Here is a 23,022-nt window from a genome sequence, read left to right as displayed (position 1 = left end):
TGACGGGTAGGTGACGTATCGCGCATAGCATCTGCGGGCCTGGGCTTCTAGCAGGAGGACCGCCTGTGAATCCTCATCCGCAGTTCTTCGAGTCGCCGGTCAGGGTTCCCGGGCAGGGGGACGCGCCGGCCCTGCATCTCCTCGGTGGCCCGCGCGTGGTCCACGGGGGGAGACGGCTGGACGTGCCGGAGGGGAGCAAGCGGCTGCTCGCCTTCGTCGCGCTCCACGGCGGGCGGGTCGAACGCCGCCACGCGGCGGGCACGTTGTGGCCGTCCGGCGACGACCTGCGGGCGGCGGGCAATCTGCGGTCGGCGCTGTGGCGGCTGAAGGCCGCCGGGATCGATCTGCTCGACTCCGACAAGTGCTCACTGTCCGTGCGCGAGCACACGGTCGTCGACCTGTACGTGCTGTACGGCTGGGCGAGCCGGCTCATCAGCGGGAACGCCGCGACCGAGGACCTGTGCGCCCTCAAGTGGCGGACGGACGCGCTGGATCTGCTGCCCGGCTGGTACGACGACTGGGTCCTGCTGGAACGGGAAAGGGTGCGGCAGCGGCTGCTGCACGCCCTGGAGGCGCTGAGCCGCCAGCTGTCCCGGGTGGGCCGCCACGCCGAGGCGGTCGAGTCCGCGCTGGTCGCCGTGAGTGCCGAACCCCTGCGCGAGAGCGCCCAGCGCGCGCTGATCGAGGCGCACTTGGCGGAAGGGAACCTGGTGGAGGCGCTGCGCGGCTACGACGCGTACCGCGGCCTGACCCGGCGCGAGCTCGGTGTGGAGCCGGGGCGTGAACTCTCGTCGCTGATACGGCGATTCTGCGAGTCCGCCCGCAGCCCGGTCCGGCAGGGAGTGGCCGGCCGGGTCTGAGGCGGAGGCGCGGTCAGTGCCCGGAGTGGGAACCGGTCGGGGAGCCGCTCGGAGAACCGGTGGGCGAATCGGTGGGGGTGTCGGTGGGAGAGCCGCTGGGGGTGGCGTCGGGGGGATCGGCGGGGTGTGCGGTGTGCGCGGAGCCGGACTCCAGAGAGCCGCCGAGCCGCTCGCGCAGCGTGGTCAGGGCCTCCGTGGACGGGGCGGTGACGACCCAGCGGTTCCCCACCAGATAGGTGCCCCCGTAGGCCTGGGCCTCGGTCAGCCAGTCCCGCAGTCCCCGGTCGGCGGCGAAGGTGGCCATGCGGAAAGAGTTCTGCCCGGCCTGGCACCCCCCTTGCCGCAACTCCTCTGCCTCGACGCTCAGTTCGGCGGTGCAGCCGATGGCGGCGGCGATCTCCTCGATCGAGGCGAGCGGGGTGTCCGGGGCGGCGGGGGCGGCGGGTGCGGCCCGCGCAGCCGGGGTGTCGGCCGCCGGGTTCCCGGCGCAGCCCCCGTACAGCAGCGCGGCGCACAGCACGGCGAGCGCCGCGCGTGCGGGGCGGATGACTCGGGTCCGGCGGTCCGGCGATGCCATGGCGACCTCACAGAGGGGTGGGTGAGCGGCCGTGGCGCCCGGGAGGGGAGGAGGCCCGGGCGCCACGTGTACGGGGGCGGATCCTCTCCGCCGGCGGACGCGGTCTAGGAGACCTTCGCCTTCTTTCCCTTTTCGGTGACGGCGAACCAGAGGCCCTGTTTGTTGTGCCCGCTGATATCGCCGGGCTTCGCGTCGCCGGTGAACGAATAGACCGGCCAGCAGTCGATCGTCAATTGCTCGGTTCCGTCGGGGCGCTTCACCTTGCCGATCAACTCATCGGCGATTCCGCTTACCTTTGACTTGTCCACCGGAGCGGCGGGCTTCCAGGTGTCCAGGCAGGCGCCGACGCAGCCGATCTTCATCGGCCAGGCACTGTCCTTGTCGAAGCGGTACAGCGTCCGGCCCTCGGCGTCCGCGACGACGTGGCCGAGGGTGGCGTTCGGGTTGACGGAGAGTTCGGCCTCCTCCTTCGCCTCCTCCTTCGGTTCTTCCTTCGGTTCTTCCTTCGGCTCCGGGGCGGCCTCGCCCTTGGCGGGCGCGGCCGGCTTACCGTCCGGGCCCAGCGCGTGCCAGGTGCCGCCGACGCCCTCACCGAGGGTGTCGCCCGGCTTGGTGTCCTTGGCGTAGCGGTACACGGGCCACCCCGCAAGCGTCAGCTGCCGGGTGCCGTCGGCCCGGGCGACCGAGCCGAGGAGGCCCCCGTCGATGCCCTCGCCGGCCGTGGCGTCGTCCGCCGCCACCGGGGGCCAGGCCGTGGCGCAGTCCCCTTCGCAGGCGGACTTGGGGGGCTTGGGGGTGTCCTTGTCGAAGCGGTAGAGGGTGAAACCCGCGCTGTCGGTGACCGTGGTGCCCAGGTCCGCGACCTCCTGCGCCTTCAGCTGCCCGGCCGGGCCCGACCCGGCCGCACCCGCCGGGGCCGCACCCGGGTTCGTGCCGTACCCCGAGCCCCCGTACGCGTCGCCCGAGCCGTCGGCGGCACCGAGCTGCTGGCTGCCGCCCACCGGCACCACCGCATTTCCGGCCCCCGAGGGCTTGTCGGCGGTTCCGCATCCGGCCGCCGTCAGCAGAAGTACCGCGACCGCCGACCCGGCGAATATCCCACGACGCATTCTCTTCACGATCTCTCCTTCAGATACGGTTCCGCGTTTCTTTCCTTCGGTACCTGCGTTCATTGATACGGGGCCCGGGAGAGCGGAAGTAGATATCCGGGGGAATTTGTCAGATCCGGCAAAGATTGAACTCGGAGCAGTCCGGGGACGTTCAGCCGGTCAGTCCTGGATGCGCAGGGCGAGGGCCGGGCAGCGCCGCACCGCCCGCAGGGCCTTGGGCCGCAGCCGGGCGGGCACGGGCATCGACGCCTGGGCCGGGTAGCCGTCCGCGTCGAGCCGTACGACGTCGGGAAGGATGTCCACGCACAGCCCGTGCCCCTTGCACAGCGTCCAGTCCACGACCAGCCGCTCCGGGCTCTCGTCCTCAGGCAGCGGCAGCGCGCCCAGGACCCGCCGCCCGCACCCGCTGCCGAGGGCGTGGTCCCGGAACTCGTCGGGGAAGGCGGAGAGCGCCGAGGCCACGAAGTGCGAGGTGCCGTCGGGGTGGCTGCACGCACCCCGGCCCCGGACCGCGACCATCCGCGCCTCCACCGCCTCCAGGGCGGCCCGGCCCCCTCCCGCGACGGCGCCCTCCAGTACGTCGGCCAGCGCGGGCAGCCCGCGCACGCAGGGTCCGCACTGTCCCGCCGACTCCTCCGCCATCCAGCGGGTCACCCGCACCACCTCGCCGGCCGGGCAGGTGTCCTCGGGCAGGGGCAGCACCGCCCCCGCCCCCAGCACCGCGTCGTAGGCCGCCAGGGCCTGCCGGGAGACCTGTACGGAACGGGCGGTGGCGGGGTCCAGCCACCGGCCGTGGTAACCGCCGACCAGCACGCCCTGACCGGGCTCGGTGCCGCACAGGTCCAGGACGTACGCCAGCGAGGTGCCCGTCGGCGCCTCGACGACCGTGGAGCCGGCCACGGTCAGCAGGACGGTGCCCGGCTCGGAGGGCAGCCCGGCCGTACGGTAGTCCAGCGCACCGAGCCGGGCCGCGACGGCGAGCTGGGCGTAGGTCTCGGTGTTCGACAGCAGCGTGGGCACGCCGCCCAGGCCCCGCTCGCTGGTCCGCACCTTCCGCCCGGACGGCAGCGTCGCACCCCCGTTCAGCCCGCTGACGAGGGCGGTCCCCTCACCCGTCACGAAGCGCTCGGGCAGGAGCGCCACGCGCACCCGGCGGCCGCCCGGACCGCGCTCCGCGACGGCGCTGCGCACCGACTGCTCCACGTCCGTCCGGGTCACGCCCACCACGACCTCGTCGGCGTCGAGCGCCGCGGCTGCCAGCAGGGCCCCGTCGAGCACCAGGTGGGGGGCGTGTAGCAGCAGGGCGGTGTCCTTCAGGCAACTCGGCTCGCCCTCACTGCCGTTGACCACCACGGCGGTGGCTGCGCCGGTACTCCTGGCCGACCGGGTGACGGCCCGCAGCTTGCGGGCGAAGGGGAAGCCCGCCCCGCCGCGCCCCCGCAGGTCGATGTCCTCGGCGAGGGCGACGAGTTCGTCGGGGCGGTACCGCGGCAGCTGGCCGTGCTCGGTCAGATGGGCGACCCGGTCGAGCCGCGGGACCTGGTCGAGTCCGGCCAGCAGGCGGGGCGCCCCCACGCAGCCCAGTCCCGGACGCGGCCCGCCGGTCACAGCTGCCGCTCCCGGGAGGCGAGGGAGTCCACCAGGGGGGCGTGGACGAAGGACCGCTGTGCGGAGTCCTGCTGACGGTCGGCGGACGCGCGGACGGCAGCGGGCGGGACGGTCGGCCGGACGGGAGGCCGGACCGGGGGCCGCAAGGGCGGCCGGACCGGGGGCCGGACGGGCGGCGCGCCGCGCATCCGGGACTTGAGGCGGAAGGCGAGGACGGTGGCGACCCCGGCCAGGCACAGCGCATAGGCCCCCGTCACCCAGGCGTCGGCGGGCCGGCCCGCCTTCAGCCCGTGCACCAGCGACGCGCCCCACGCGGGATAGGCGCCGATGTGCAGGGCGCGCCACCACAGGGAGCGGCTCTTGGTGGCGAACGCGCTGCGCACCGCGCCGGATACCGCCACAGCCACGAAGAGGTACCCGGCGAGCGAGCCGAGGCCGATGAGGAAGGGCCGGTCGGGATCGGCGAAGGGGACCAACGCCCCCGCGGCGGACGTCTGCTGTTCGGCGATCTTGACCCAGATGTGCAGGGCCAGGAAGCCCAGCCCCGCCACGGCCAGCCCGCGGTGGGCACCTTGGGCGAGCAGCCGGTGCCCCGACTCCAGCAGCACCCGGTCGGTGGCCACCAGCCCCCACAGGACGGTGGCGGTGAGCGAGACGAGGGAGAGGACGCCCGCCCCGAAGTCGAGGAAGTCCCAGACATGGGTCAGGACGCCCGCGCGGGCGGCCACGACCACGGAGACGAGGGCCGCGACGGACGCGGAGACCGCGCCGGGGCGCAGCCTGCCGGTGACGGGCAAGAGGGAAGGCCGCCGGACGGCCCGCCGTCCGGCGGCCGGAGCCGCTGCCGCCGCCGCATGGCGACTTCTGCGGCGGGCTCGGTGTGAACGCGGCGTGTGCGGCTGGGACAGGGGCATCCAGTTCTCCTGTGCGCCTAGGGGGGTGCCCGACCCATCCCCCCGGACCTCCCCGGGGCTCCGAGCGCGCTCCACCTGGCGCTCGGGACCCGGGACTTGTCGTCGGTCGTGCCCGGCAGCGCTGTGAACTCCTGCGCCGGCCGAGGAGCTTGGGCCGGAGTGCAGAAGCATCGTGGAGCTACCCAGCATCTCCACAGGATTTATCGAAACGTGATAATTTCTCGCACCGCGTCTCCGGCGCATCGAACAACACCGGAAGATTCCCCTCCAGCGGAGGTTGCGACAGGCCACCGCACCGCCCGCCACCTACGCGTCACCGACGGCAAAATCACGGCAAAACTGCGGGACCGTATGGGGCCGGACTGCTCCAGGAGGGAGTACGAGGGTCGCAACTCACTTGCCAGATACGGATGTTGGCAAGCGAGGCCACCCCGGCAGGCTTGTCGCTCCTTCATCGGACAGGCCTCACCCCGGCACGAACGAGGTAATGATGTGCGAACTTCTGAACCGCATCTGGTCCCGCCCCCGAGGCGAGTGGACCCGCGTCCTGCGCAGGGAACTCCCCGCGCTGGCCGCCGAGATAGTGGAGGAGCTTCTGCATGGAATTCCGGAATTTTCCGACCTTATGGATGACAACGATGCCATCGATGAGGAATTGCTCAGACAGCGGGTGGAGGAAGCTCTGCTCAACGCACTCGGCTATCGCGATCCGGCCGACCGGGCACCGGCACCGGCACGGGCACCGGGTCAGAGTCCGGCACCGGGGGCGCCGGTGACCAGGGCAGTGGGAGTGACACCGGCAGTGACGGCGACACCCGCCGGCCACACGGACGAGGACCGGCACGACGGCAGGCACGAGGGCCGCCGCGAGGACATGCGGGAGGCCGTACGGGACTCCGTACGCGAGCCGGTGCGTGAGTCCGTACGCGAGCCCGTGCGTGACTCCATACGCGAGCCCGTGCGTGAGCCAGTACGTGAGCCCGTGCGTGAGCTCGTACGTGAGCCCCTACGTGAGGACGGTCCGAGGAGCGGTCAGGCCGAACGGCCGGAGAACGCCGAGCCGTCCGACCGCGCACGGCAGGAGCTCTTCAAGGTCCTCACCGACGACCGGGCCACGTCGGAGGCCTCCCTCAGCCAGCTCGCCGAGGCGGCCAGCTGGCCCCTCCCGGAAGCGGTGCGGGCCATCGTGCTCGCCACACCCGGCGAGACGCACCAGCTGGCGGCCGTACTGGACGCAGCCCTCCCCGGCGTGTTCGCGGGCCGGCCCTGCCTGCTGGTCCCGAGCCCGGACCCCGACACCCGGGCCCCGCTCGAACCCCCGCTGCGCGGCCGGTCCGCGGCCGTCGGCCACGCGGTACCCCTGCGGGACACCGCGTCCTCACTGCGCTGGGCCCTGCGGCTGCTCGCCCTGACACCCGCCCGGGCCGGCCTGGACGCCCGGGCCGTCTTCGTGGACGACCACCTGTCGACCCTGCTGCTGCTCCAGGACGAGCCCCTGGCGCACGCCCTGGCCGCCCGGTGGCTGCGCCCGCTGGCGGATCTGACCCCCCGCCAGAGCGAACGGCTGGAGGTGACCCTGCTCGCCTGGCTGGAGGGCGGCGGAGCCCCGGAGGCCGCGAAGGCCCTGAACGTGCATCCGCAGACCGTGCGCTACCGCATGCGGCAGCTGGAGAAGCTCTTCGGCCCCGGGCTGCGCGACCCCCGCACCCGGTTCGAACTGGAGATGGCCCTGCGCAGCCGCCGTCTGATGGCCCAGGTGCGCCGTCAGAACGCACGGGTGGGCCGCAGGACGGCACGCGTGGTCACGGCCGACTTCACCCCCCTGGTCGTCGGGCGGATGGCCCGCGTCAACGGCCTCTGATCCCTGCCACGGCCCCGGCCCGGCCCGCCCTCGCGGCGGCCGGGCCGGGGCCCCTTCGTACGCGCGGAAGACGCGGCTTCGACGACGCGACCCGGCAAACCTTTCCGGCCACAGCACTAGGAGGCGGCGAGGGCCGCCAGGGAGCCGGGCGCTGCCCGGCGCATGGTGGCGCTGAGGTCCAGCAGTTCCCCGTACGCCCGGGCACACGCCCCGCACCCCGCCAGATGCCGCGCGAGGGCGCGGGGACGGTGCGCACCGCCCCGGCGGACCGCCGAACCGAGCATGCCGCTGTACTGGCGGCACCGGCCGTCGGCCGCGGCGTCCACATGGGCGCGCAGGTAAGCCTCGCGCAGGCCTTCCCGCGCCCGGAAGGCAAGGGAGGTCACCGCGCTCGGGCTGATGCCCAGCAGTGCGGCGACCCGCTGCGGCGGGTCCTCCTCCACGAGGGTGTGCCACAGCACGGCCCGCCAGCGTTCGGGCAGCGCGTCGAAGGAGCGGGTGATGAGCCGGCGGTCCTCACCGGCCAGCCACTGGCCCTGCGGGTCGCTGCCCGCGGGCTCCTGCTGACACCAGGAGTCGAGGTCCGGCGTCAGCAGGGTCCGCCCGTCCCCGGTCCGCCACTCCATGGCCGTGTGACGGACGACGGCCAGCAGGTACGCGCGCCAGGGCCCCCGGGGTCCGGCGCCGGAGCGGACGGCGTGGAAGGTCCGCAGGAAGGCCTCCGACACCAGGTCCTCGGCGTCCTGCGGGGTACGGCAGCAGGTGCGCGCGTACGCCAGGGCGGCCCTTCGGTGGCGCCGGTACAGGACGTCGCACACCTCCGGGGCCGCGGCGCCCGCGCCGTAGCCGGTCCTGAGCCGCCGGGTCAGTTCCCCGTCGGTGGGCGGAGCGTGGGCGCGGCCCGGGGCCGGCGGGCCGTCCGCGGTGTCACGGGAGTCTGCGGCGTCACGAGAGGCGGACATGGCACTCCTCGTCGGTGCGGCACCCTGACGGGTGCGGGGAAGCGGTGTTGGCCCGAAGTCGGCTTCGGGCCAACACCTTTCCCGGGCCGGGCGCGGTGGGTGGGGGGAGGGAGCGCCCGGCCCGGGAGCAGGGGACCGGAACCGGTGATCAGAACCGGTGATCGGAGCCGGCCGGCGGGTCAGCGGCAGGTGCGCCCGCTGTTGATGCAGTCCACCGCCCTGCGCATCAGGTTGTCCGACATCACGTTGATGAAGTCACCGTGGTCGGTCACCGGCTTGTGCAGCTGCTCGGGGAAGCTGTCCACGGCGAAGCGGGCGCCCGGTGCCACCCCGTAGGTGATCCGCTGCACCAGTTGCGGCATGGCGGTGAACCCCTTCTTGCAGCGGCCGTCCTTGTCCGCGAAGGCCACGTGGGTACGGTGGTTGGCGCTGTCGGTGTTCCGGCCGTCCCAGCAGCTCTGGAAGTTGAAGGTACGCACCACGTCACTGCCCTTGGGGCAGATCGGGTACTTGTCCTTCAGCTGGCGGTTCTCGAATCCGGTGCAGCTCCACGAGGCGTTGGCGTTCGCCGTGCCGTTGGCGAAGGCCTTGGCGTCGCCCGTGATGACGCGCAGGAAGCGGGGCATGGCGGTGACCCGGCTGACGGGACTCCCCTTGAAGGTGATGTCCACCTGCTTGGGCTGGAGGATGGTGCCGACGTTGCCGTCCTGGCCGCCGCCGGGCGCCTTTGCGTCCCGCTCGGCCTTTCCGTCGCGCAGCCGCAGCACCGGCCAGTAGTAGGTGGACTGGTCGCCGTTGCCGCAGGTGGTGCCGGAGGCCGCGAGGCTGTCGTTGGTGGAGAAGGCGTCGGTGGAGTTGTTGCCCACGTAGTCGTGCATGTGGTGCGCCCCGTTGGAGACGCCCGGCGCGACGATCACGTTGTCCGGGTTGAAGTGGCGGTTCTCGTTGCGGCCGCACCGGGAGCTGAAGGAACCGGTGGAGGCGCCGCGGGCCGCGGCGGGGGTGCGTACGTTCGGCTTGACCTTGGTGATGGAGACGAAGTCGCCGCGTGCGGGGCCGCCCTTGCTCGCGGCGTCCGCGCTGCGCTGCTCCTCCGCTCCCAGCGCCTGGGCGCCCTGCGCGCCCGCTGCCTCCGCGCCCTCGTCGGCGACGTCCGCCTGCTTCATCTCGCACCCGCTCAGGGCCTCCAGCCCTTCCGGCCGCGCGCCGGAGCGGCCTATGGCGTCTGCGACCTGGGTGATGGACTTGCCGCGCTGGTCCTTGAGTTCACCGAGGAGGGCGTCCCCGGCCGCCGCCTCGCCGGACGCGAGGCGCCGGTAGGCGTCGGCCACCTGGTCGTCCAGCTCGGCGAGGTTCTCGTCGACCTCGGCCCTGGCCGGGTCGGGTACGTCGGTGAGCCGGTCACCCACGTCGGGGCAGTCGATGGTCGCCGTCACCTGCGTCGTACGGTCGTCCTCCTGGCCCGCGGACGCGTTGCCGGCGACCACGGCGACCCCGCCGCCGCCCAGCACCAGAGCGGACACCACGGCCAGGAGCTTGTTCGACAAGCGGGGGCGTTTGTGGCCCTGTTGACTCATGCGATCACTTCACTTCGTCGATCGGACATCGGAGGAGCGGAGCGGGGTGGCGGGCGGGGGCCCGTCGGCGAGCGAGTCGAAGTCGACCAGCCCGGTGTCCTCCAGGACCGTGATGTGGTCCAGGACGGTGGCGTTGGCCGATGTGGCGAGGGCCCGGACCATGGAGTTGCGGGTCTGCGCCCGCACTCCGGCCAGCAGCGCGAACACCTTTCCGTGCGCCCGGCGGAGCAATTGGACGAACAAGCGCTCGTACTCGTCGCCCTGGGCGGCGGTCAGCTGGCGCAGCCACTCCTGCTGCTGCGTGCTCGGCTGGTTGGGCAGGTTCACGCCGAGGGACTGGCCGACCTGGATGACCTGCCGGTCCAGGTCGGCGTGGCCATCGACGAGGTGTTCCCCGGCGGTACGGACCGAGGCGCGCGTCCCGCGCTGCTGGGCCTGGCGCCCGGCGGGCAGCTCCCACAGGCCGGCGAGCCGAACCTTCCGGATGAAGTCCCGGTCCGCGGCGGTCAGCGGCCCGTACGCCGTGCTCATGGTGCCGGCGCCGTCGTCCTCGCCCGCCGGAGCCGCCGCGGTGGCGGCCGAGGCGCGGCCGCCGTAGCTCTCCACGGGGACCAGCAGCGCGATCAGCGTCATGGCCAGGGCGGTGATGACGACACCGCTTCCGATCGCGTACCTCGTGGCCACCGACAGGCTGCTGACGGGTCTCCGCCGCAATGACAGCACAAGTGCCTCCTCGCTCCGTGGGCCCGGAGGGGGCGGGGGCCGCAGGCCTCGTGAGTCCTGCGGTGCGCACCCGCATTACCGGGGTGCCACGGGACGCTAGTGCCACTTGTGGTGCCGCTACTGAAGGACCATCACCCTTGGACAAACATCGGGGCGGGTGCCGGAAGGGCTGGTATCTTCCCGCGTTCGGGAGGCCTCGGCGGCCGCCCCGGGCCGAGGTGCGCGAAGGGGACCCCCGGCGCTGACCTGGAGTGGACCGGCGCCGACCTGGATGGACCCGGCGCTGACCCGGCGCCGGTCACGGTCACGCCGTCCGCCAGATCACTCCCTCGTGCGGGGCCAGCACATGGGGATCCACGCCACGGGGGCCGGCGGCGGCGCGCGCCTCGGGGGCCGTCGTCAGGAGCCGCTCCCAGGAGCGGCCGGCCGCCGTCCTGCCGATCCCGCCGATGCTGTCGATGCGGACGGGGCCGTCCGTCAAGTTCAGGGTGACCAGCAGGGATTCGCCGCCCGGTGAGCCGGTTCGCGTGTACGCGAGCACCCCGTCGAGGGCGTCGGCGAACTCGATCGCACCCGAGCCGAGGGCCGGGTGCGCCCGACGCAGCGCCAGGACCGCGCGGGTGAGGCTGAGCAGGGAACCGGGATCGTCCTCCTGGGCCGCCGCGTCGCCGCCCGGGGGACGGACGATCGGGAGCCACGGTCTGACTCCGGCCCTCGTGAAGCCCGCCCCGGGCCCGTCGCTCCAGGGCATGGGGGAGCGGGCGGGGTCGCGGCTGAGCCCGGGGGTGCGCAGCCCCCAGGGGTCCCGGATGTCCTCCGGGGCGATGTGCGCGTCGGGCAGGCCGAGTTCGTCTCCGTTGTAGAGGATCGTGGCGCCGGGGAGGGTGAGTTGCAGCAGCAGCGCGTTCGCCGCCTGGTCCTGGCCGACGCGTGAGGCGACCCTCGGGTCGTCGTGGCTTCCCGTCACCCAGGTCGAGGCCGCCCCGGCGGGCAGGGCGCCGAGGACCTCCCGCACCAGGTCCCGGATCGCGCCGGGCTCCCAGGGGGTGCGGAGCAGGCCGAAGCTGAGGGGCAGGTGGATCTCGTCGAGTTGCCGGCCGAAATAGCGGCTCCAATCCTTCCAGTCGTACACGTGGATCTCGCCCAGGGCGATTCGGGCGGCCGCTCCGTCCCCGTAGGCGTCCAGCACCGCGCGGAATTCCCGGTACATCGCGTGGAGATCGGGATGGGCCTGGTCGTACAGGTGCAGCTGGCTGTCGTATCCGCCCATCGGGCGGTGATGGGCCACGGTGCCCGCGGAGGCCGCCGGATTGTCCCGCAGTGCGGGATCCTTGGCGACGAGCGGCGCACAGTCCACGCGGAATCCGTCGACCCCGCGGTCGAGCCAGAATCGCGCCACGTCGAACATGGCCTCCCGCACGGCCGGGTTGCGCCAATTCAGGTCGGGCATGGACGACAGGAAGGAATGCAGATAATACTGGCCGCTTTCCGTGTCCAGGGTCCAGGCGGATTCCCCGAACAAGGTGATCCAGTTGTTGGGCGGGCCGCCCCCCGGCGCCGGATCCCGCCATACGTACCAGTCGCGCCGGGGACTGAGCGGACCGGTGCGCGCATCCCGGAACCAGGGGTGTTCGCCGGACGTGTGGTTGGGGACGTAGTCGATCAGTACGCGCAGCCCGTGGGCGTGGGCCGCGGCGACGAGCCCGTCGAAGTCGGCCAGGTCGCCGAAGAGGGGATCGACCGCGGTGTGGTCCCGGACGTCGTACCCGAAGTCCGCCATGGGGGAGGAGAAGAAGGGGGAGAGCCACAGCGTGTCGACGCCGAGGCGGGCGAGGTAGGGGATGCGGCGGCTGACACCGCGCAGATCGCCGACTCCGTCGCCGTCCGTGTCGAGGAAGCTGCGCGGGTAGACCTGGTAGATCACGGCGTCGCGCCACCAGGGCGGCGTGCCGGTGGGCTCGTGCCCCGTCACCTTCAGAAGGACCCCGTCTCGCAGCGCCGGACCCAGTCGGTCGCGGCGATCGCGTACGAGGGATCGGGGCGCAGCGCGTCCTCGCGGCGGCAGGCCTCGACGTACTTGATGGCGTGCGGGTCCTCGGTCGCCAGGGCGCGTTCGGCGAGCGTGACGTAGTCCCGGACCGGCTCCTCGGGGTGGTGCTCGCGCCGCCCGGTCCCGTAGGCGCTGCGGATGGCGGCGGAGAAGCGGACGGAGGCGGCGACGGTGGGCCAGTGGAGTTCCGGCGGCAGGTGCGGCAGGACCAGGCGGACCGCCGCGGGTGTGGTGAGCGCGTGGACGAAGGCCATGGGGGTCTTGTGGTCGTCGGTGAGGTAGCTCCCGGCGGCGGCCAGGGTGAGCCGGCTCAGCGCGCGGTCGGCGTCGTCCTCGGGGAGCAGGGAGTCCACGGCCGGCGCGAAGTCGGGCTCCAGCCAGACGGTTTCGAGGCGGATCCGGAAGATCATGCCCATGCCCTGGTCGCTGCGCAGCTTGGGGACCGCGTCCCAGGCCTGCGCCAGATCCCGTTCGCGCGGGGTCGCGGGCTCCTCGGGGAGCTCCTGGTAGCGGGCGGCCCAGTAGCCGAGCCCGCGGGCGAGTTCCTCCAGGCGCCACGGGGTGTGGGCCTCCGTCAGCATCCGTACCGCGTGCCCGGTCCGGATGACGCCGTGGCCTCCTCCGGCGGCGAAGCCGCCCAGCAGCCGGGGCCACCAGCGGACGAGGACGTCGGTCCAGGGCGCGCTGTCCAGCTCCCGGCGGAAGAATTCGTTCCAGTCCCCGAGGAGACGCATGTTGCCGAGCGCGGACCGCCAGTTGTCCCGGGTGATCTCCTGGAAGCGCCCGTAGGTGTCGTCGTAGAGGACCTTCCGGTACGAGCTCACCCAGGACCCGATCGACGCGCCGTGCCCGAGCTGTCCGAGGGCCTCCGCCGCCATGGGGCCGTGGTTGCTCACGCCGGGGCCGAACTCGGGTCCGGAGTCGCTGAGGTACTGCAGGGCGCCGTCCAGGTCGTTCACCGTTCCCCCTAGATCGATTCCTTTCCATGGAAGGGTGCGGCAGCCTCTTCAGCAACATGGCATGTGCACATTGGCTTGTTCTGGGGCGGGTGCGCGGCGTGCCGTACGGCGGATCCCGGCGGTCCCCTCACCAGGGCGCATCACCGCACGATCAAGGAAAGGCGCGGGTCCGTGCAGGCGGGGTCCCGGAGGGTGCGCGGCATGATCAAGGCACCCCGGTCGGTGCGCGAAGTACCCCGCGGGGCGGCAAGCCGGTGAATTCAGGACAGCTGACAGGCAGCCGTTGACCTGGGCATGTGCCAATAGCTAGTGTCCGACTTCGGTCCGAGCTGAGGCCCGCCATTCCATCCCCCACCGACGGTCGGTTTCCGGCAGCTCTCTTTCGCCGGCGACATTCATTCCGGCCGGCCATTCGGTGCACCAATCGATATCCCCATCCCTGCGGTGCCATATCTCCGTGCAGGCGCACAGTCATGCCCTCGAACGGGGCGATCACGTGACGACGAGGAGAATTCATGATCAAGCACACGTCGCCGATCAGTGGAATCGACGCCCGCGGCGATCTCGTGGTGACCGCCGGGTATGACAACCGGATCATTCTGTGGAATGCGCGGACGCGGACAGCCATCACCGAGGCCCGTCACGACCACCTCGCCAACCAGTGCCGCTTCTCGCCTTCCGGCCGCATCGTGGTGACGTCGAGCAGCGACTACTCCGCGCGCTTGTGGTCCGTGCCCGACCTGCGTCTCATCAGCGTCCTCACGGACCAGAAGGACGACGTGGAGATGACCGTCGTCTCGCCCGACGAGACCCGGGTGGCGACGGCCTCCCGTGACCACATCGCGCGGATCTACGACCTGGACGGGCGGCTCATCCACCGGCTGGAGGGGCACGAGGAGGATGTCCTGTCCGTCGAATGGGTGCGCGGCGGCGCCGAGTTGGTGACCACCAGCGACGACGGGACGGTACGCCGCTGGGACGCGGCCACCGGCGCCCTGCTGAGCACCATCGACCTCGGGGACGTCGAGACGGACACCGTGGCGGTCCTCGGCGTGGACAGCTTCGCGCTCGGCAACGACGAGGGCGAGCTGATCCTGATCGACCCCTCGGGCACCAGGCGCCACCGCGTCCACGACGCCGGGATCAAGCGGATCGCCTACGACGCCGAGGCCGGCATCCTGCTCAGCTCCAGCTACGACCGCACCGTGCGGCTCTGGCGCCTGGAACACGGCGCGGACCCCGTACACCTCCTGACGAGCGAGGTGCCCGCCGACGTATGGCTGCGCTCCTGCGCCAAACTGGACGCCACCCGCTGGGTCTTCGGCACCTTCGGATCGAGTTACGCCGTCTTCGACCGGGCCGACGGGAGCTGGGACCTGACCTCCGTCACGCCCACGCCCGGGCTCAACGCGGTGACGGACACCCCCACGGGGCGGTTCACCGTCGGCGACAGCGGAACCGTCCGGCGCGACGGCGAGCCGGTGGCCGAACTCGGCAGCTGCTGCAACTTCATCACCCCGGTCGCGGGCACGGTCGTCAGCGGCGGCCAGCTCGGCGCGCTCTACGACGCGACCACCGGAGCCCTGCTTTACCAGCACCGCTCCCCGCTCAACTGCGCGGCCGTGCACACCGCTTCGGACGGCGAGACCCTCGTCGTCGGCACCTACACCGGCGAGGCGATCGTCCTGCGCGACGAGAAGGGAACCGGCCGGCTGGAGCTGGTCGGCGAGCACCGCATCCAGGACAACGCCATCAAGGGAGTGGCGATCCAGGGCGACGTGCTCTTCAGCGTGTGCGCCACCGGCACCGCGAAGTGGCACTCCCTGCCGGACCTGAAGCCGGTCGCCGACAACGAGGCGGCGCACGCGCGCATAGCCAACGGCGCGGCCGCCCTCCCGGACGGGCGGTTCGCCAGCGTGAGCCGCGACCTGACCCTCAGGATCTGGACCGCGGCCGGGGAACAGCAGGCGGTCGTGACGACTCCGCACCTCAACAGCATCAAGTGCGTCGCCGTCGACCCGCACACCAGCCTGATCGCGACGGGCGGCTACCACGGACAGGTCGCCGTCTACGACCCCGAGGCCTGCGAGTGGGTGTGCGACACGAGGCCCACACCCGCCGGGATCTCGGCGCTGGCACCCGGCGGCGGCCCCGGCCGCTTCCTGGCCTCCTCCTACGACGGCTGCGTGTACGAGATCGCGGTGGACACCGCCGCGGGGCGGACCGCGGCCGGGCAGGACGGCCGATGACGACGGCCGACGAGGCGCCGCTGGTACGCCTCGCGAGCGCACCCCTGCCCGTCGCGTCCACCCTCATGCAGCTGACCGTCTTCGGGCAGGCCGGTGCGGACGGGCGGGAGACGGAGGAAGCGGTCACCCTCCGGACGATCTCGCCGCACAGCGAATCGGGCGCCCCGCCGATCGTCCGCATCCACAGCGCCTGCTTCACAGGGGACGTGCTCGGCTCCGAGAAGTGCGACTGCGGTCCCCAGCTGCACGCCGCACTGGACGCCATCGTCCGCTCGCACAACGGCGTGCTGGTCTACATGCTCCGCCAGGAAGGGCGCGGCATCGGGCTGGCGAACAAGATCCGTGCGTACGCGCTCCAGTCGGCCGGGCACGACACCATCAGCGCCAACCTCGCGCTGGGCTTCCCGGCCGAGGGCCGCGACTTCCGGACAGCCGCCGAATGCCTGCGCCAGCTGGGCATCGCCCGGGTGCGGCTCATGACGAACAACCCGGTGAAGGTCGCGGGGCTCGCCGCCCAGGGGATCGTGGTCGAGGACCGGGTCCCGCTCGGCGGCTTCCGTACGCCCTTCAACGAGGCGTACCTGGAGGTCAAGGACCGGCTGATGGGGCACCTCGACGCGCTGGGCCAGGACCTTCCGGCCACAGCACCGGGGAGTGTCCGCAAAGCGGCGCCGGAGCCGGAGCCGGAGCCGGACCCAGCCGGGCAGGCGGGACTCTGTGGACACGGCCTAGCGGTCGCCGCCCCGGGGCAGATGGCACCGTGAACCGCCACGACACCGCCCGAGGAGCGAAGTGACCTCCCACATCGCGCACACGAACCTGGTCGACGCCGACATCAACTCCCTCACGGACCGCGCGGCGATGGGCCTGCCCGAGGGCTATGTGGAACCGCGGGCCGAACGCCTCGACTGCTTCGAGCAGGTGGCCGGACACCCGGCCGCCCAGCTGTCCGCCCTGGTCGAGGACCCGGCCCTCACCCTCGAACACCGCCTGGCGGCGGGCGCCGCGCTCGCCCTCGCGGGCGACCCCCGGACCGGCTGGGACGCGCCGGCGATGCTGGCCGTCCCCGCGGGCCGGGCCCTCGTCGGGACGCCCGTCGGCGCGGTCGGTGAACTCCACGCCGACTCCGCCCAGTTCGGCGTACAGCGGTCCTGGGTGGAGAAGGAGTGCCCGCGCCACGCGTACCCGGTCGCCGCTTTCTCCATCGCCAAGTACCCGGTCACCAACGCGGAGTTCGCGGTCTTCCTCAAGGACACCGGACGGCCGGAGCTGCCGAGCGACTGGCACTACGGACGCTTCGGCCCCGCTGCCGCCAACCACCCCGTGTACACCGTCACCGCGGAGAGCGCCGACCTGTACGCGTACTGGCTCAGCCGCCGCACCGGCCGCCGCTTCCGGCTGCCCACCGAGCAGGAATGGGAGTACGCCGCCGGGGGACCGGACGGCCTGCGCTACCCCTGGGGCGACACCTGGAACGCCCACGCCGCCAACACACTGGAGACGGGCCTGCTCATGACCAGCCCCGTCGGGGCCTTCCCCGACGGCCGGTCCTGGTGCGGGGCGCTGGACATGGCGGGCAACGTCGAGGAGTACACCAGCAGTACCTACGGGCCCTACCCGGGAGGGGAGCTGGTGCGCGACGACCTGTACCTGAGGCTCGGCGCCTACCGGATCGCCCGGGGCGGGGCCTTCAACCGCTTCCGGGACCTGGCCCGGTGCCAGCGCCGGCACGGACCCTACCCGCGCTCGCTGTACGCGATGGGCTTCCGGCTGGCCGAGGACTCCGACACCTCCGGGGAAGGGTGACGCGCGGTGCGCATCGTGCACGTCCACTGGACCGGACTCCCGGTCACCGGCGGCGTCGAGACCCATCTGCAAGCGGTCGTCGGCCAGCTCGCCGCCCTGCCCTGCACGGTCCGGGCCCTCGTCGGCACCCGGGAGTCACCGGTCTGCGAATACGTTCCGGCCCTCGACATCGCCGTGCCCTCCGACCCGGCCGGCATCCGGGCACTCGCCGGGAAGTGCCTGGACGCGGACGTCGTGCTGGCACAACCCGCAATGGCACAAGCCCGGGACGGTGACCGCCTGCGTGGACGAGCTGCGGGAGCGCGGCTGGCGCGGCCGCCTCGTCTTCGACCTGCACAACATCGACGAGCAGCCCGAGCAGTGGCAGTTCCTCGCCACGCTCCCCGGCCGTCTGGTCGCCCACTCGGCCTTCGTCGCCGAAGAGGTCCGGCGCAGGCTGCCCGGGGCCGGGGTCACCGTGCTGGCGCTGGCCCTGCCGCTCGTGGAGGAACCCTTCCGGCTGCCCGGGGCGGGCGGCGGCGCCACCGTGCTCCAGCCCAGCCGGATGACCCGGTGGAAGGGCTCCCACCTGAGTCTGGAGGCGTCCATGACGCTGCTGGAGGAGGGAGCCGACCTGCACTTCGTCCACGCCGGGACCGAGCACCTCATCTGGCCGCCGGGCATCCCCGACACCCTCATGGCACGGGCGGCAGCGTGGCAGGACAAGGGACGCGTGCACTTCACCCACTACCGCCCCGGGCAGAGCTGGGCCGCGATCCGCGCCAGCGACGTCGTCGTCCACCCGACCATCGACCGGGGCGCCCACGGAGAGCCGTTCTCGCTCTCCGTCGCCCAGGCCGTCATCTGCGGCCGGCGCGTCGTCGCCAGCGACTCGGGCAACCTGCCCCTGCTGCTCCAGGACTACTCGGCCGCCACCATCGTCCCCGCCGGTGACGCCCAGGCGCTGACCGGAGCGCTCCGGGAGGCGCTGGGCCGGCCCCCCGTCGTACCGACCGGTGGCGACCGGGCGCTGGCACACCGCCTGCGCGAGGAGTTCGCCACCGCCGGCCGCCGCCACCTGGACTTCTACCGGAACCTGACGGCCGTCCCCGGACAGCCCTTGGCCGCCCCGGAGTGAGTGACGGGCCGCACCCGGCCCCCGTACGGTCCGCCGCGGCCGCCCCGACCGACCGCCCGACACCCATGGAGTCCCGCATGCCCACCCCCATCATCCTGGACTGCGATCCCGGCCACGACGACGCGATGGCCATCCTCCTCGCCGTCGGCGACCCCCGCGTGGACCTGCGGGCCGTCACCACCAGCGCGGGCAACCAGACCATCGCCAAGACGACTCTGAACGCCCGGCGGATGTGCGCCCTCGCCAAGGCCTTCGACGTTCCCGTCGCCGCCGGCTACCCCAAACCGCTCACCGGCCCCCTGCTGGTCGGCGACGACGTGCACGGCGAAACCGGCCTGGACGGCTGGGACTTCCCCGATCCGGCCGAGGTCCCGCTGCACTCCGCGCACGCCGTGGACCTCATCCACGGCCTGCTGACCGACAGCCCCGAACCCCTCACCCTCGTCGTCACGGGCCCGCAGACGAACATCGCGGGACTCCTCGCCCTCCACCCGGAGGACCGGCACAAGATCAAGGAAATCGTCTGCATGGGCGGGGCCACCCACCGCGGCAACACCCTGCCCTACTCGGAGTACAACATCCTGGTGGACCCCGAGGCGGCCCACGAGGTGCTCGCCAGCGGCATCCCCATGACGTACTGCGGCCTCAACGTCACCCACCAGGCGCCGGTCACCCCCGAAGTGCTGCACCGCATCCTGGACGTGGGCACGCACATCGGCAAGGTGTCCGCCGCCCTCCTCGAATTCCGCTCCAGCACCTACGACCAGATCTGGGACCTGCCCGACGCCCCGCTGCACGACCCCGTCGCCATCGCCCGCGTACTGGACCCCACCCTGGTGGAGTGCGTCGAGGCACCCGTCTCGATCGAACTGCGGGGCGAGTTCACCCGCGGCGCCACCGTGATCGACCTCTACGGTGTCACGGGGCGCGAGCCCAACGCCCTGGTGGCGACGCGGCTGGACACGGAACGGTTCTGGGACGTGTTCATGAAGGCCCTCGCCGCCCTGGGATGACCTGCTGACCTAGGAAGGCTGACCGACCTTGCACGCTTCTTCCGTACCGACTCCGGGTGCCCGCTTACTGACGGCCCTGGCCGGGGCACAACTGCTGGTGGCGCTCGACTTCTCCATCATCTACGTCGCCCTCCCCGACATCGGGGGAAGCCTGCACTTCTCCACCGTCGCCCTCCAGTGGATCGTGAGCGCCTACGCGATCTTCTTCGCCGGATTCCTGCTGCTGGGCGGCCAGTTGGCCGACGCCTTCGGCGCCGGCCGGGTGTTCCTCGCCGCCCAGCTGCTCTTCGCGGCCTCCTCGGTCGGCGCCGCGCTCTCCGGCTCGGCCGCGCCCCTGATCGCGGCCCGCATCGGGCAGGGGGTGGCGGCCGCCCTCCTCGTGCCCGCCACCCTCGGGCTGCTCAGCGCCGCCTACCCGGCCGGGCCGCAGCGCGACCGGGCCGTCAGCGTGTGGGGCACCACCGGGGCCGTCGGCCTGGCCCTGGGCGTCACGGCCGGCGGCGGCATCCTCGCGGTCGCCTCCTGGCAGTGGATCTTCTGGATCAACCTGCCCATCGTGGCGGTCTGCCTGCTCGCCGCGGGCAGCGCGCTGCGCTCCACCGCGGCCGGAGAACGGGCCCCGGTCGCCGCCTCGGCCACGCTCACGGCGTGCACCGCGGTCGTCGCCCTCGTCCTGGCCTTCACCGAGCTCTCCCGCGCCCACCCCGCCGCCCCCGTGGTCACCGCCGCCCTCCTGGTGGCGGCCCTGGCGGGCGGCCTGCTCGTCCTCAGCCGCCGTCGCCGCCGCCCGCTCGTGCCCCGTTCGCTGCTGCGCGTACGGACCCTCCAAGTGGCCTGCCTCGTCGCCGCGTTGTACATGGCCAGCTTCGGGGCCGAGTTCTACCTCGTCACCCTGTACCTCCAGGAGGTACGGGCGTACAGCGCGCTCGCCGCGGGCCTGGCCTTCCTGCCGCTCGCCGCGGCCATCGTCGTCGGGAACACCGTGGCCGGCCGGCTGGCCGGTCGCCTCACGCTCCAGCGGCTGCTGTCCACCGCCTTCGTCACCGGAGCGGCCGGACTCCTCGTCCTCGCCCTGGCCGTCGGCGCCGACGGCGGCTACGCGCCGGGCATCCTGCCCGGCCTGCTGCTCAGCGGCCTCGGCCAGGGCATGGCCTTCACCGGCATGTTCATCACGGGCACCCGCGACCTCCCCCCGGAGAGCAACGGAACCGGCAGCGCCCTGGTGACGACGGCCCAGTACACCGGCGGCTCCATCGGCCTGGCGCTGCTGGTCCTGCTCCACGGGGAGCAGCCGGCGGCGCCGGACTTCGAGCAGACCTTCCTCGTCACCGCGGTCGTCGCCACGGCGGCCGCGCCACTGGCGCTGCTCCTGCTCGCACGAACGGGGCGGAGCGCCGGCGCCCCGTCCCCGCAAGACCAGTCCCTCGAGCCCAAGACCGGAGGTCATCGATGAACACCGCCCGCTTACTCGACCGGCCCGGACTCCTCCCGGAGGCCCGGCGCACCGTCGAGGACTTCGAGAAGGAACACGACACCTACTTCAGCCACCTGGTGCACTTCGACCCCACGGTGCTCCAGTCGCTGCACGCCCCGGGCCCCCTGCCACCGAACATACGCGTCGCGTCCGACACCCTCCCCGAGGTGGTCCGGCGCATGGACACCGTCACCGAGGTCGCCAACCTCCCCGCCCAGAGCGACGCCGACCGCGGCCGCTACCTGCGCGCCCTCCTCGACATCTACGGCATGCTGCCCGTCCAGGCGAGCGACAGCGCGACCGTACCGGGAACGACCGTCATAGCCCCCGAGCGCGAAGGCCGCATCCTGGCCGAGCGCCTCGGCGTCCTGCCGGAGCGCGGGAACTGGACCCCGCACGCCAAGCGCATACCGCTGGACGGCGGACTGCTCGTCGGCGTGGACGAGTGGGTGCCCTCCCGGGCCGACCGGCTGGTGGTCGTCGACGGCGTCGTGGCGAGCGGCGTGACGCTCATGGCCATGATGCGCCTGACCGTCCTGCCCGGAGCCGAAGTGGAGATCTTCACCTGCCACTCCACCCGGCAGGGCGCCCTCGCCCTCGCCCGGTACGCCGAGCAGCTGGAGGTGTCGCTGACCCTCCACGTCGGCCACGTCTCGGGAGAGCTGAACGGAAAGTTCTACGCCGTGGCACCGGACGCCCCCGGGCAGCTGCTCCTCGGCGACGTCGGGGACACCATCAGCCCGGTCTCCGCCGCCTCCCCACCCCGCGGGACCGCGCCGTGACCCCGCCCGGCAGCCCGTGGCGCGGGCCGGAACTGCTCAGCCGGGAACCGGTCAAGGGCCTCGGAGCCGTCGACCGCTACTTCTCCCTGACCGCCCGCGGATCGACCTGGCAGCGCGAGGTCTTCGCCGGGATGTCGACGTTCCTGGCCCTCTCCTACATCGTCGTCGTCAACCCGGCCATCCTGAGCCAGGGAGGCATCCCGCACGCCGCCGCCTTCTTCGCGACGGCGGCCGTCGGCGGCCTCGCCACCCTGGCCATGGGGCTGTGGGCCCGGCTCCCCTTCGCCGTGGCCCCCGGCATGGAGATGAACGCGATGATCGCGTTCTCCGTGGTCGGCACCCTCGCCTACACCTGGCCCCAGGCTCTGGGCATGGTCTTCTGGTCCGGCGTCGCGATGCTGGTGGTGTCCGCGCTGCGGCTGCGCGAGGCGGTGATCGACGCCATCCCCGCCGAGCTGCGCGCCGCGCTCGCCGCCGCCGTCGGCGCCTTCATCGGTCTGGTCGGCCTCCAGATCGCCCACCTCGTGCGCACCTCCGACGGACGCCTGTCGGGCCTCGGCGACTGGACGGCGCCGCCCGCCGTCGCGCTGTACATCGGGCTCGCCGTCGCCCTGCTCCTGGACGCGTTCGGCGCGCGCGCCGCCGCCGTCCTCGGCGGCATCGCGGCCGCCGCCGTGTACTGCGTGTTCGCGGGCATCGACGCCGCCGCGGTCCCGGGCACCGTCGAGGGCAGCGGAGCCGCGCTCTTCCGCTTCGACCTCACCGTCATCGCCGACCCCCGGGCCTGGGGCCTCGTCCTGGTCCTGTTCGCCCTCGACTTCTTCGGCAGCATCGCGAAGGTGGTGGGCCTGTCGGCGAACACCCCGCTCCAGGACGACGAGGGGAAGGTGCCGGGCATGCGCCAGGCGCTGCTCGTCGACGCGGGCGCGACCGTCGCCGGATCCGCCGCCGGCTCCTCCAGCTTCGTGGCCTTCGTGGAGAGCGCGGTCGGCATCCGCGCCGGCGCCAGGACGGGCATCGCCGCCGTGGTCACCGGACTGCTGCTGTTCTCCTGCCTGTTCCTCGCCCCGGTCCTGGCCCACGTACCGGTGGAGGCCACCACCGGCGCCCTGGTCTTCGTCGCGGTCAAGATGCTGACCGCACGCCGTCCGGAGACGTCGGGTCCGCTGGGCCTGGCCGTCACGGTGACCGCGCTGGCCGTCACCGTGGCCACGCTCGCGATCGACCAGGCCATGGCCGCCGCCTTCGTGGTGTGCGCCGTCGCCGGAGTCCTCGGCCGCCGCAGGCCGCATCCCGCCCTGTGGGTGACGACGTCGCTGCTCGTGGCCGCCGTCGTTCTCCAGTACCTCAACCGCTGACCAGCCCGCTCACCGAACCGCCA

19 protein-coding genes are annotated in these 23,022 nt (G+C 72.8%); 10 read left to right on the top strand and 9 right to left on the bottom strand.

Going from position 1 to position 23,022, the window contains the following annotated elements; genetic code table 11:
* Nucleotides 1–65: 65 nt before the first annotated feature.
* Nucleotides 66–860 (top strand): BTAD domain-containing putative transcriptional regulator, encoded by a 795-nt coding sequence (locus OG447_RS25665; RefSeq protein ID WP_266939624.1) that lies wholly within the window; start codon nucleotides 66–68, stop codon nucleotides 858–860.
* Nucleotides 861–873: 13 nt separating this feature from the next.
* Here OG447_RS25665 and OG447_RS25660 read toward each other — a convergent pair whose 3' ends face one another.
* From OG447_RS25660 to OG447_RS25645, 4 genes are all read right to left on the bottom strand, one after another.
* The gene (locus OG447_RS25660) at nucleotides 874–1,437 is read right to left on the bottom strand and encodes a hypothetical protein (protein WP_266939623.1); all 564 of its coding nucleotides are present in this window, start codon (nucleotides 1,435–1,437) and stop codon (nucleotides 874–876) included.
* Between the two features lie 104 nt (nucleotides 1,438–1,541).
* Nucleotides 1,542–2,546 carry an SCO0930 family lipoprotein gene (locus tag OG447_RS25655; RefSeq protein WP_266940147.1) on the bottom strand — a complete coding sequence of 335 codons (1,005 nt, stop codon included), beginning with the start codon at nucleotides 2,544–2,546 and terminating at the stop codon, nucleotides 1,542–1,544.
* A gap of 159 nt (nucleotides 2,547–2,705) precedes the next feature.
* Nucleotides 2,706–4,121, bottom strand: coding sequence for an NADH-quinone oxidoreductase subunit NuoF family protein (locus OG447_RS25650; RefSeq protein WP_266939622.1), 1,416 nt, complete (start codon nucleotides 4,119–4,121; stop codon nucleotides 2,706–2,708).
* Nucleotides 4,122–4,150: 29 nt separating this feature from the next.
* On the bottom strand, nucleotides 4,151–4,951 hold the full coding sequence (locus OG447_RS25645; RefSeq protein ID WP_266939621.1) for a hypothetical protein: 801 nt from the start codon (nucleotides 4,949–4,951) through the stop codon (nucleotides 4,151–4,153).
* Between the two features lie 919 nt (nucleotides 4,952–5,870).
* Between OG447_RS25645 and OG447_RS25640 the strand changes: the two genes are divergently transcribed.
* A complete protein-coding gene (locus OG447_RS25640; protein WP_266939620.1) occupies nucleotides 5,871–6,929 on the top strand; it encodes a CdaR family transcriptional regulator in 1,059 nt (352 codons plus the stop codon).
* Between the two features lie 116 nt (nucleotides 6,930–7,045).
* Here OG447_RS25640 and OG447_RS25635 read toward each other — a convergent pair whose 3' ends face one another.
* From OG447_RS25635 to OG447_RS25615, 5 genes are all read right to left on the bottom strand, one after another.
* Nucleotides 7,046–7,891, bottom strand: a complete 846-nt coding sequence (locus OG447_RS25635) for an RNA polymerase sigma factor (RefSeq protein ID WP_266939619.1) — start codon at nucleotides 7,889–7,891, stop codon at nucleotides 7,046–7,048.
* A 179-nt stretch (nucleotides 7,892–8,070) separates the two neighbouring features.
* Nucleotides 8,071–9,468: a DUF1996 domain-containing protein gene (locus OG447_RS25630; RefSeq protein ID WP_266939618.1), complete on the bottom strand. Its 1,398-nt coding sequence runs from the start codon at nucleotides 9,466–9,468 to the stop codon at nucleotides 8,071–8,073.
* A gap of 9 nt (nucleotides 9,469–9,477) precedes the next feature.
* Nucleotides 9,478–10,152, bottom strand: a complete 675-nt coding sequence (locus OG447_RS25625; RefSeq protein ID WP_266939617.1) for a DUF4142 domain-containing protein — start codon at nucleotides 10,150–10,152, stop codon at nucleotides 9,478–9,480.
* Between the two features lie 343 nt (nucleotides 10,153–10,495).
* On the bottom strand, nucleotides 10,496–12,163 hold the full coding sequence (locus tag OG447_RS25620) for an alpha-amylase family glycosyl hydrolase (protein ID WP_266939616.1): 1,668 nt from the start codon (nucleotides 12,161–12,163) through the stop codon (nucleotides 10,496–10,498).
* Nucleotides 12,164–12,165: 2 nt separating this feature from the next.
* Nucleotides 12,166–13,200: a questin oxidase family protein gene (locus tag OG447_RS25615; RefSeq protein WP_266939615.1), complete on the bottom strand. Its 1,035-nt coding sequence runs from the start codon at nucleotides 13,198–13,200 to the stop codon at nucleotides 12,166–12,168.
* A gap of 515 nt (nucleotides 13,201–13,715) precedes the next feature.
* Here OG447_RS25615 and OG447_RS25610 point away from each other — a divergent pair.
* The 8 genes from OG447_RS25610 (at nucleotide 13,716) to OG447_RS25575 (ending at nucleotide 22,999) form a co-directional block, all read left to right on the top strand.
* On the top strand, nucleotides 13,716–15,449 hold the full coding sequence (locus OG447_RS25610) for a WD40 repeat domain-containing protein (RefSeq protein WP_266939614.1): 1,734 nt from the start codon (nucleotides 13,716–13,718) through the stop codon (nucleotides 15,447–15,449).
* On the top strand, nucleotides 15,446–16,213 hold the full coding sequence (ribA, locus tag OG447_RS25605; RefSeq protein WP_266939613.1) for a GTP cyclohydrolase II RibA: 768 nt from the start codon (nucleotides 15,446–15,448) through the stop codon (nucleotides 16,211–16,213). The genes OG447_RS25610 and ribA overlap by 4 nt, the downstream gene beginning before the upstream one ends.
* 28 nt (nucleotides 16,214–16,241) lie before the next feature.
* Nucleotides 16,242–17,255 carry an SUMF1/EgtB/PvdO family nonheme iron enzyme gene (locus tag OG447_RS25600; protein ID WP_266939612.1) on the top strand — a complete coding sequence of 338 codons (1,014 nt, stop codon included), beginning with the start codon at nucleotides 16,242–16,244 and terminating at the stop codon, nucleotides 17,253–17,255.
* Nucleotides 17,256–17,538: 283 nt separating this feature from the next.
* Entirely contained in the window at nucleotides 17,539–18,372 is an 834-nt protein-coding gene (locus OG447_RS25595; protein ID WP_266939611.1) for a glycosyltransferase family 4 protein, read from the top strand.
* A gap of 77 nt (nucleotides 18,373–18,449) precedes the next feature.
* Nucleotides 18,450–19,385, top strand: a complete 936-nt coding sequence (locus tag OG447_RS25590; protein ID WP_266939610.1) for a nucleoside hydrolase — start codon at nucleotides 18,450–18,452, stop codon at nucleotides 19,383–19,385.
* 28 nt (nucleotides 19,386–19,413) lie between these two features.
* Entirely contained in the window at nucleotides 19,414–20,838 is a 1,425-nt protein-coding gene (locus OG447_RS25585; protein WP_266939609.1) for an MFS transporter, read from the top strand.
* Nucleotides 20,835–21,641 carry a hypothetical protein gene (locus OG447_RS25580; protein ID WP_266939608.1) on the top strand — a complete coding sequence of 269 codons (807 nt, stop codon included), beginning with the start codon at nucleotides 20,835–20,837 and terminating at the stop codon, nucleotides 21,639–21,641. Before OG447_RS25585 ends, OG447_RS25580 begins: the two co-directional genes overlap by 4 nt.
* Nucleotides 21,638–22,999: an NCS2 family permease gene (locus OG447_RS25575; protein ID WP_266939607.1), complete on the top strand. Its 1,362-nt coding sequence runs from the start codon at nucleotides 21,638–21,640 to the stop codon at nucleotides 22,997–22,999. The genes OG447_RS25580 and OG447_RS25575 overlap by 4 nt, the downstream gene beginning before the upstream one ends.
* Nucleotides 23,000–23,022: the final 23 nt, after the last annotated feature.

Source organism: Streptomyces sp. NBC_01408, assembly GCF_026340255.1.
In the GTDB taxonomy this organism is placed as follows: Bacteria; Actinomycetota; Actinomycetes; order Streptomycetales; family Streptomycetaceae; genus Streptomyces.
Note: the sequence above shows the minus strand (reverse complement) of the source record. Positions and strands in the feature narration are given on the sequence as shown.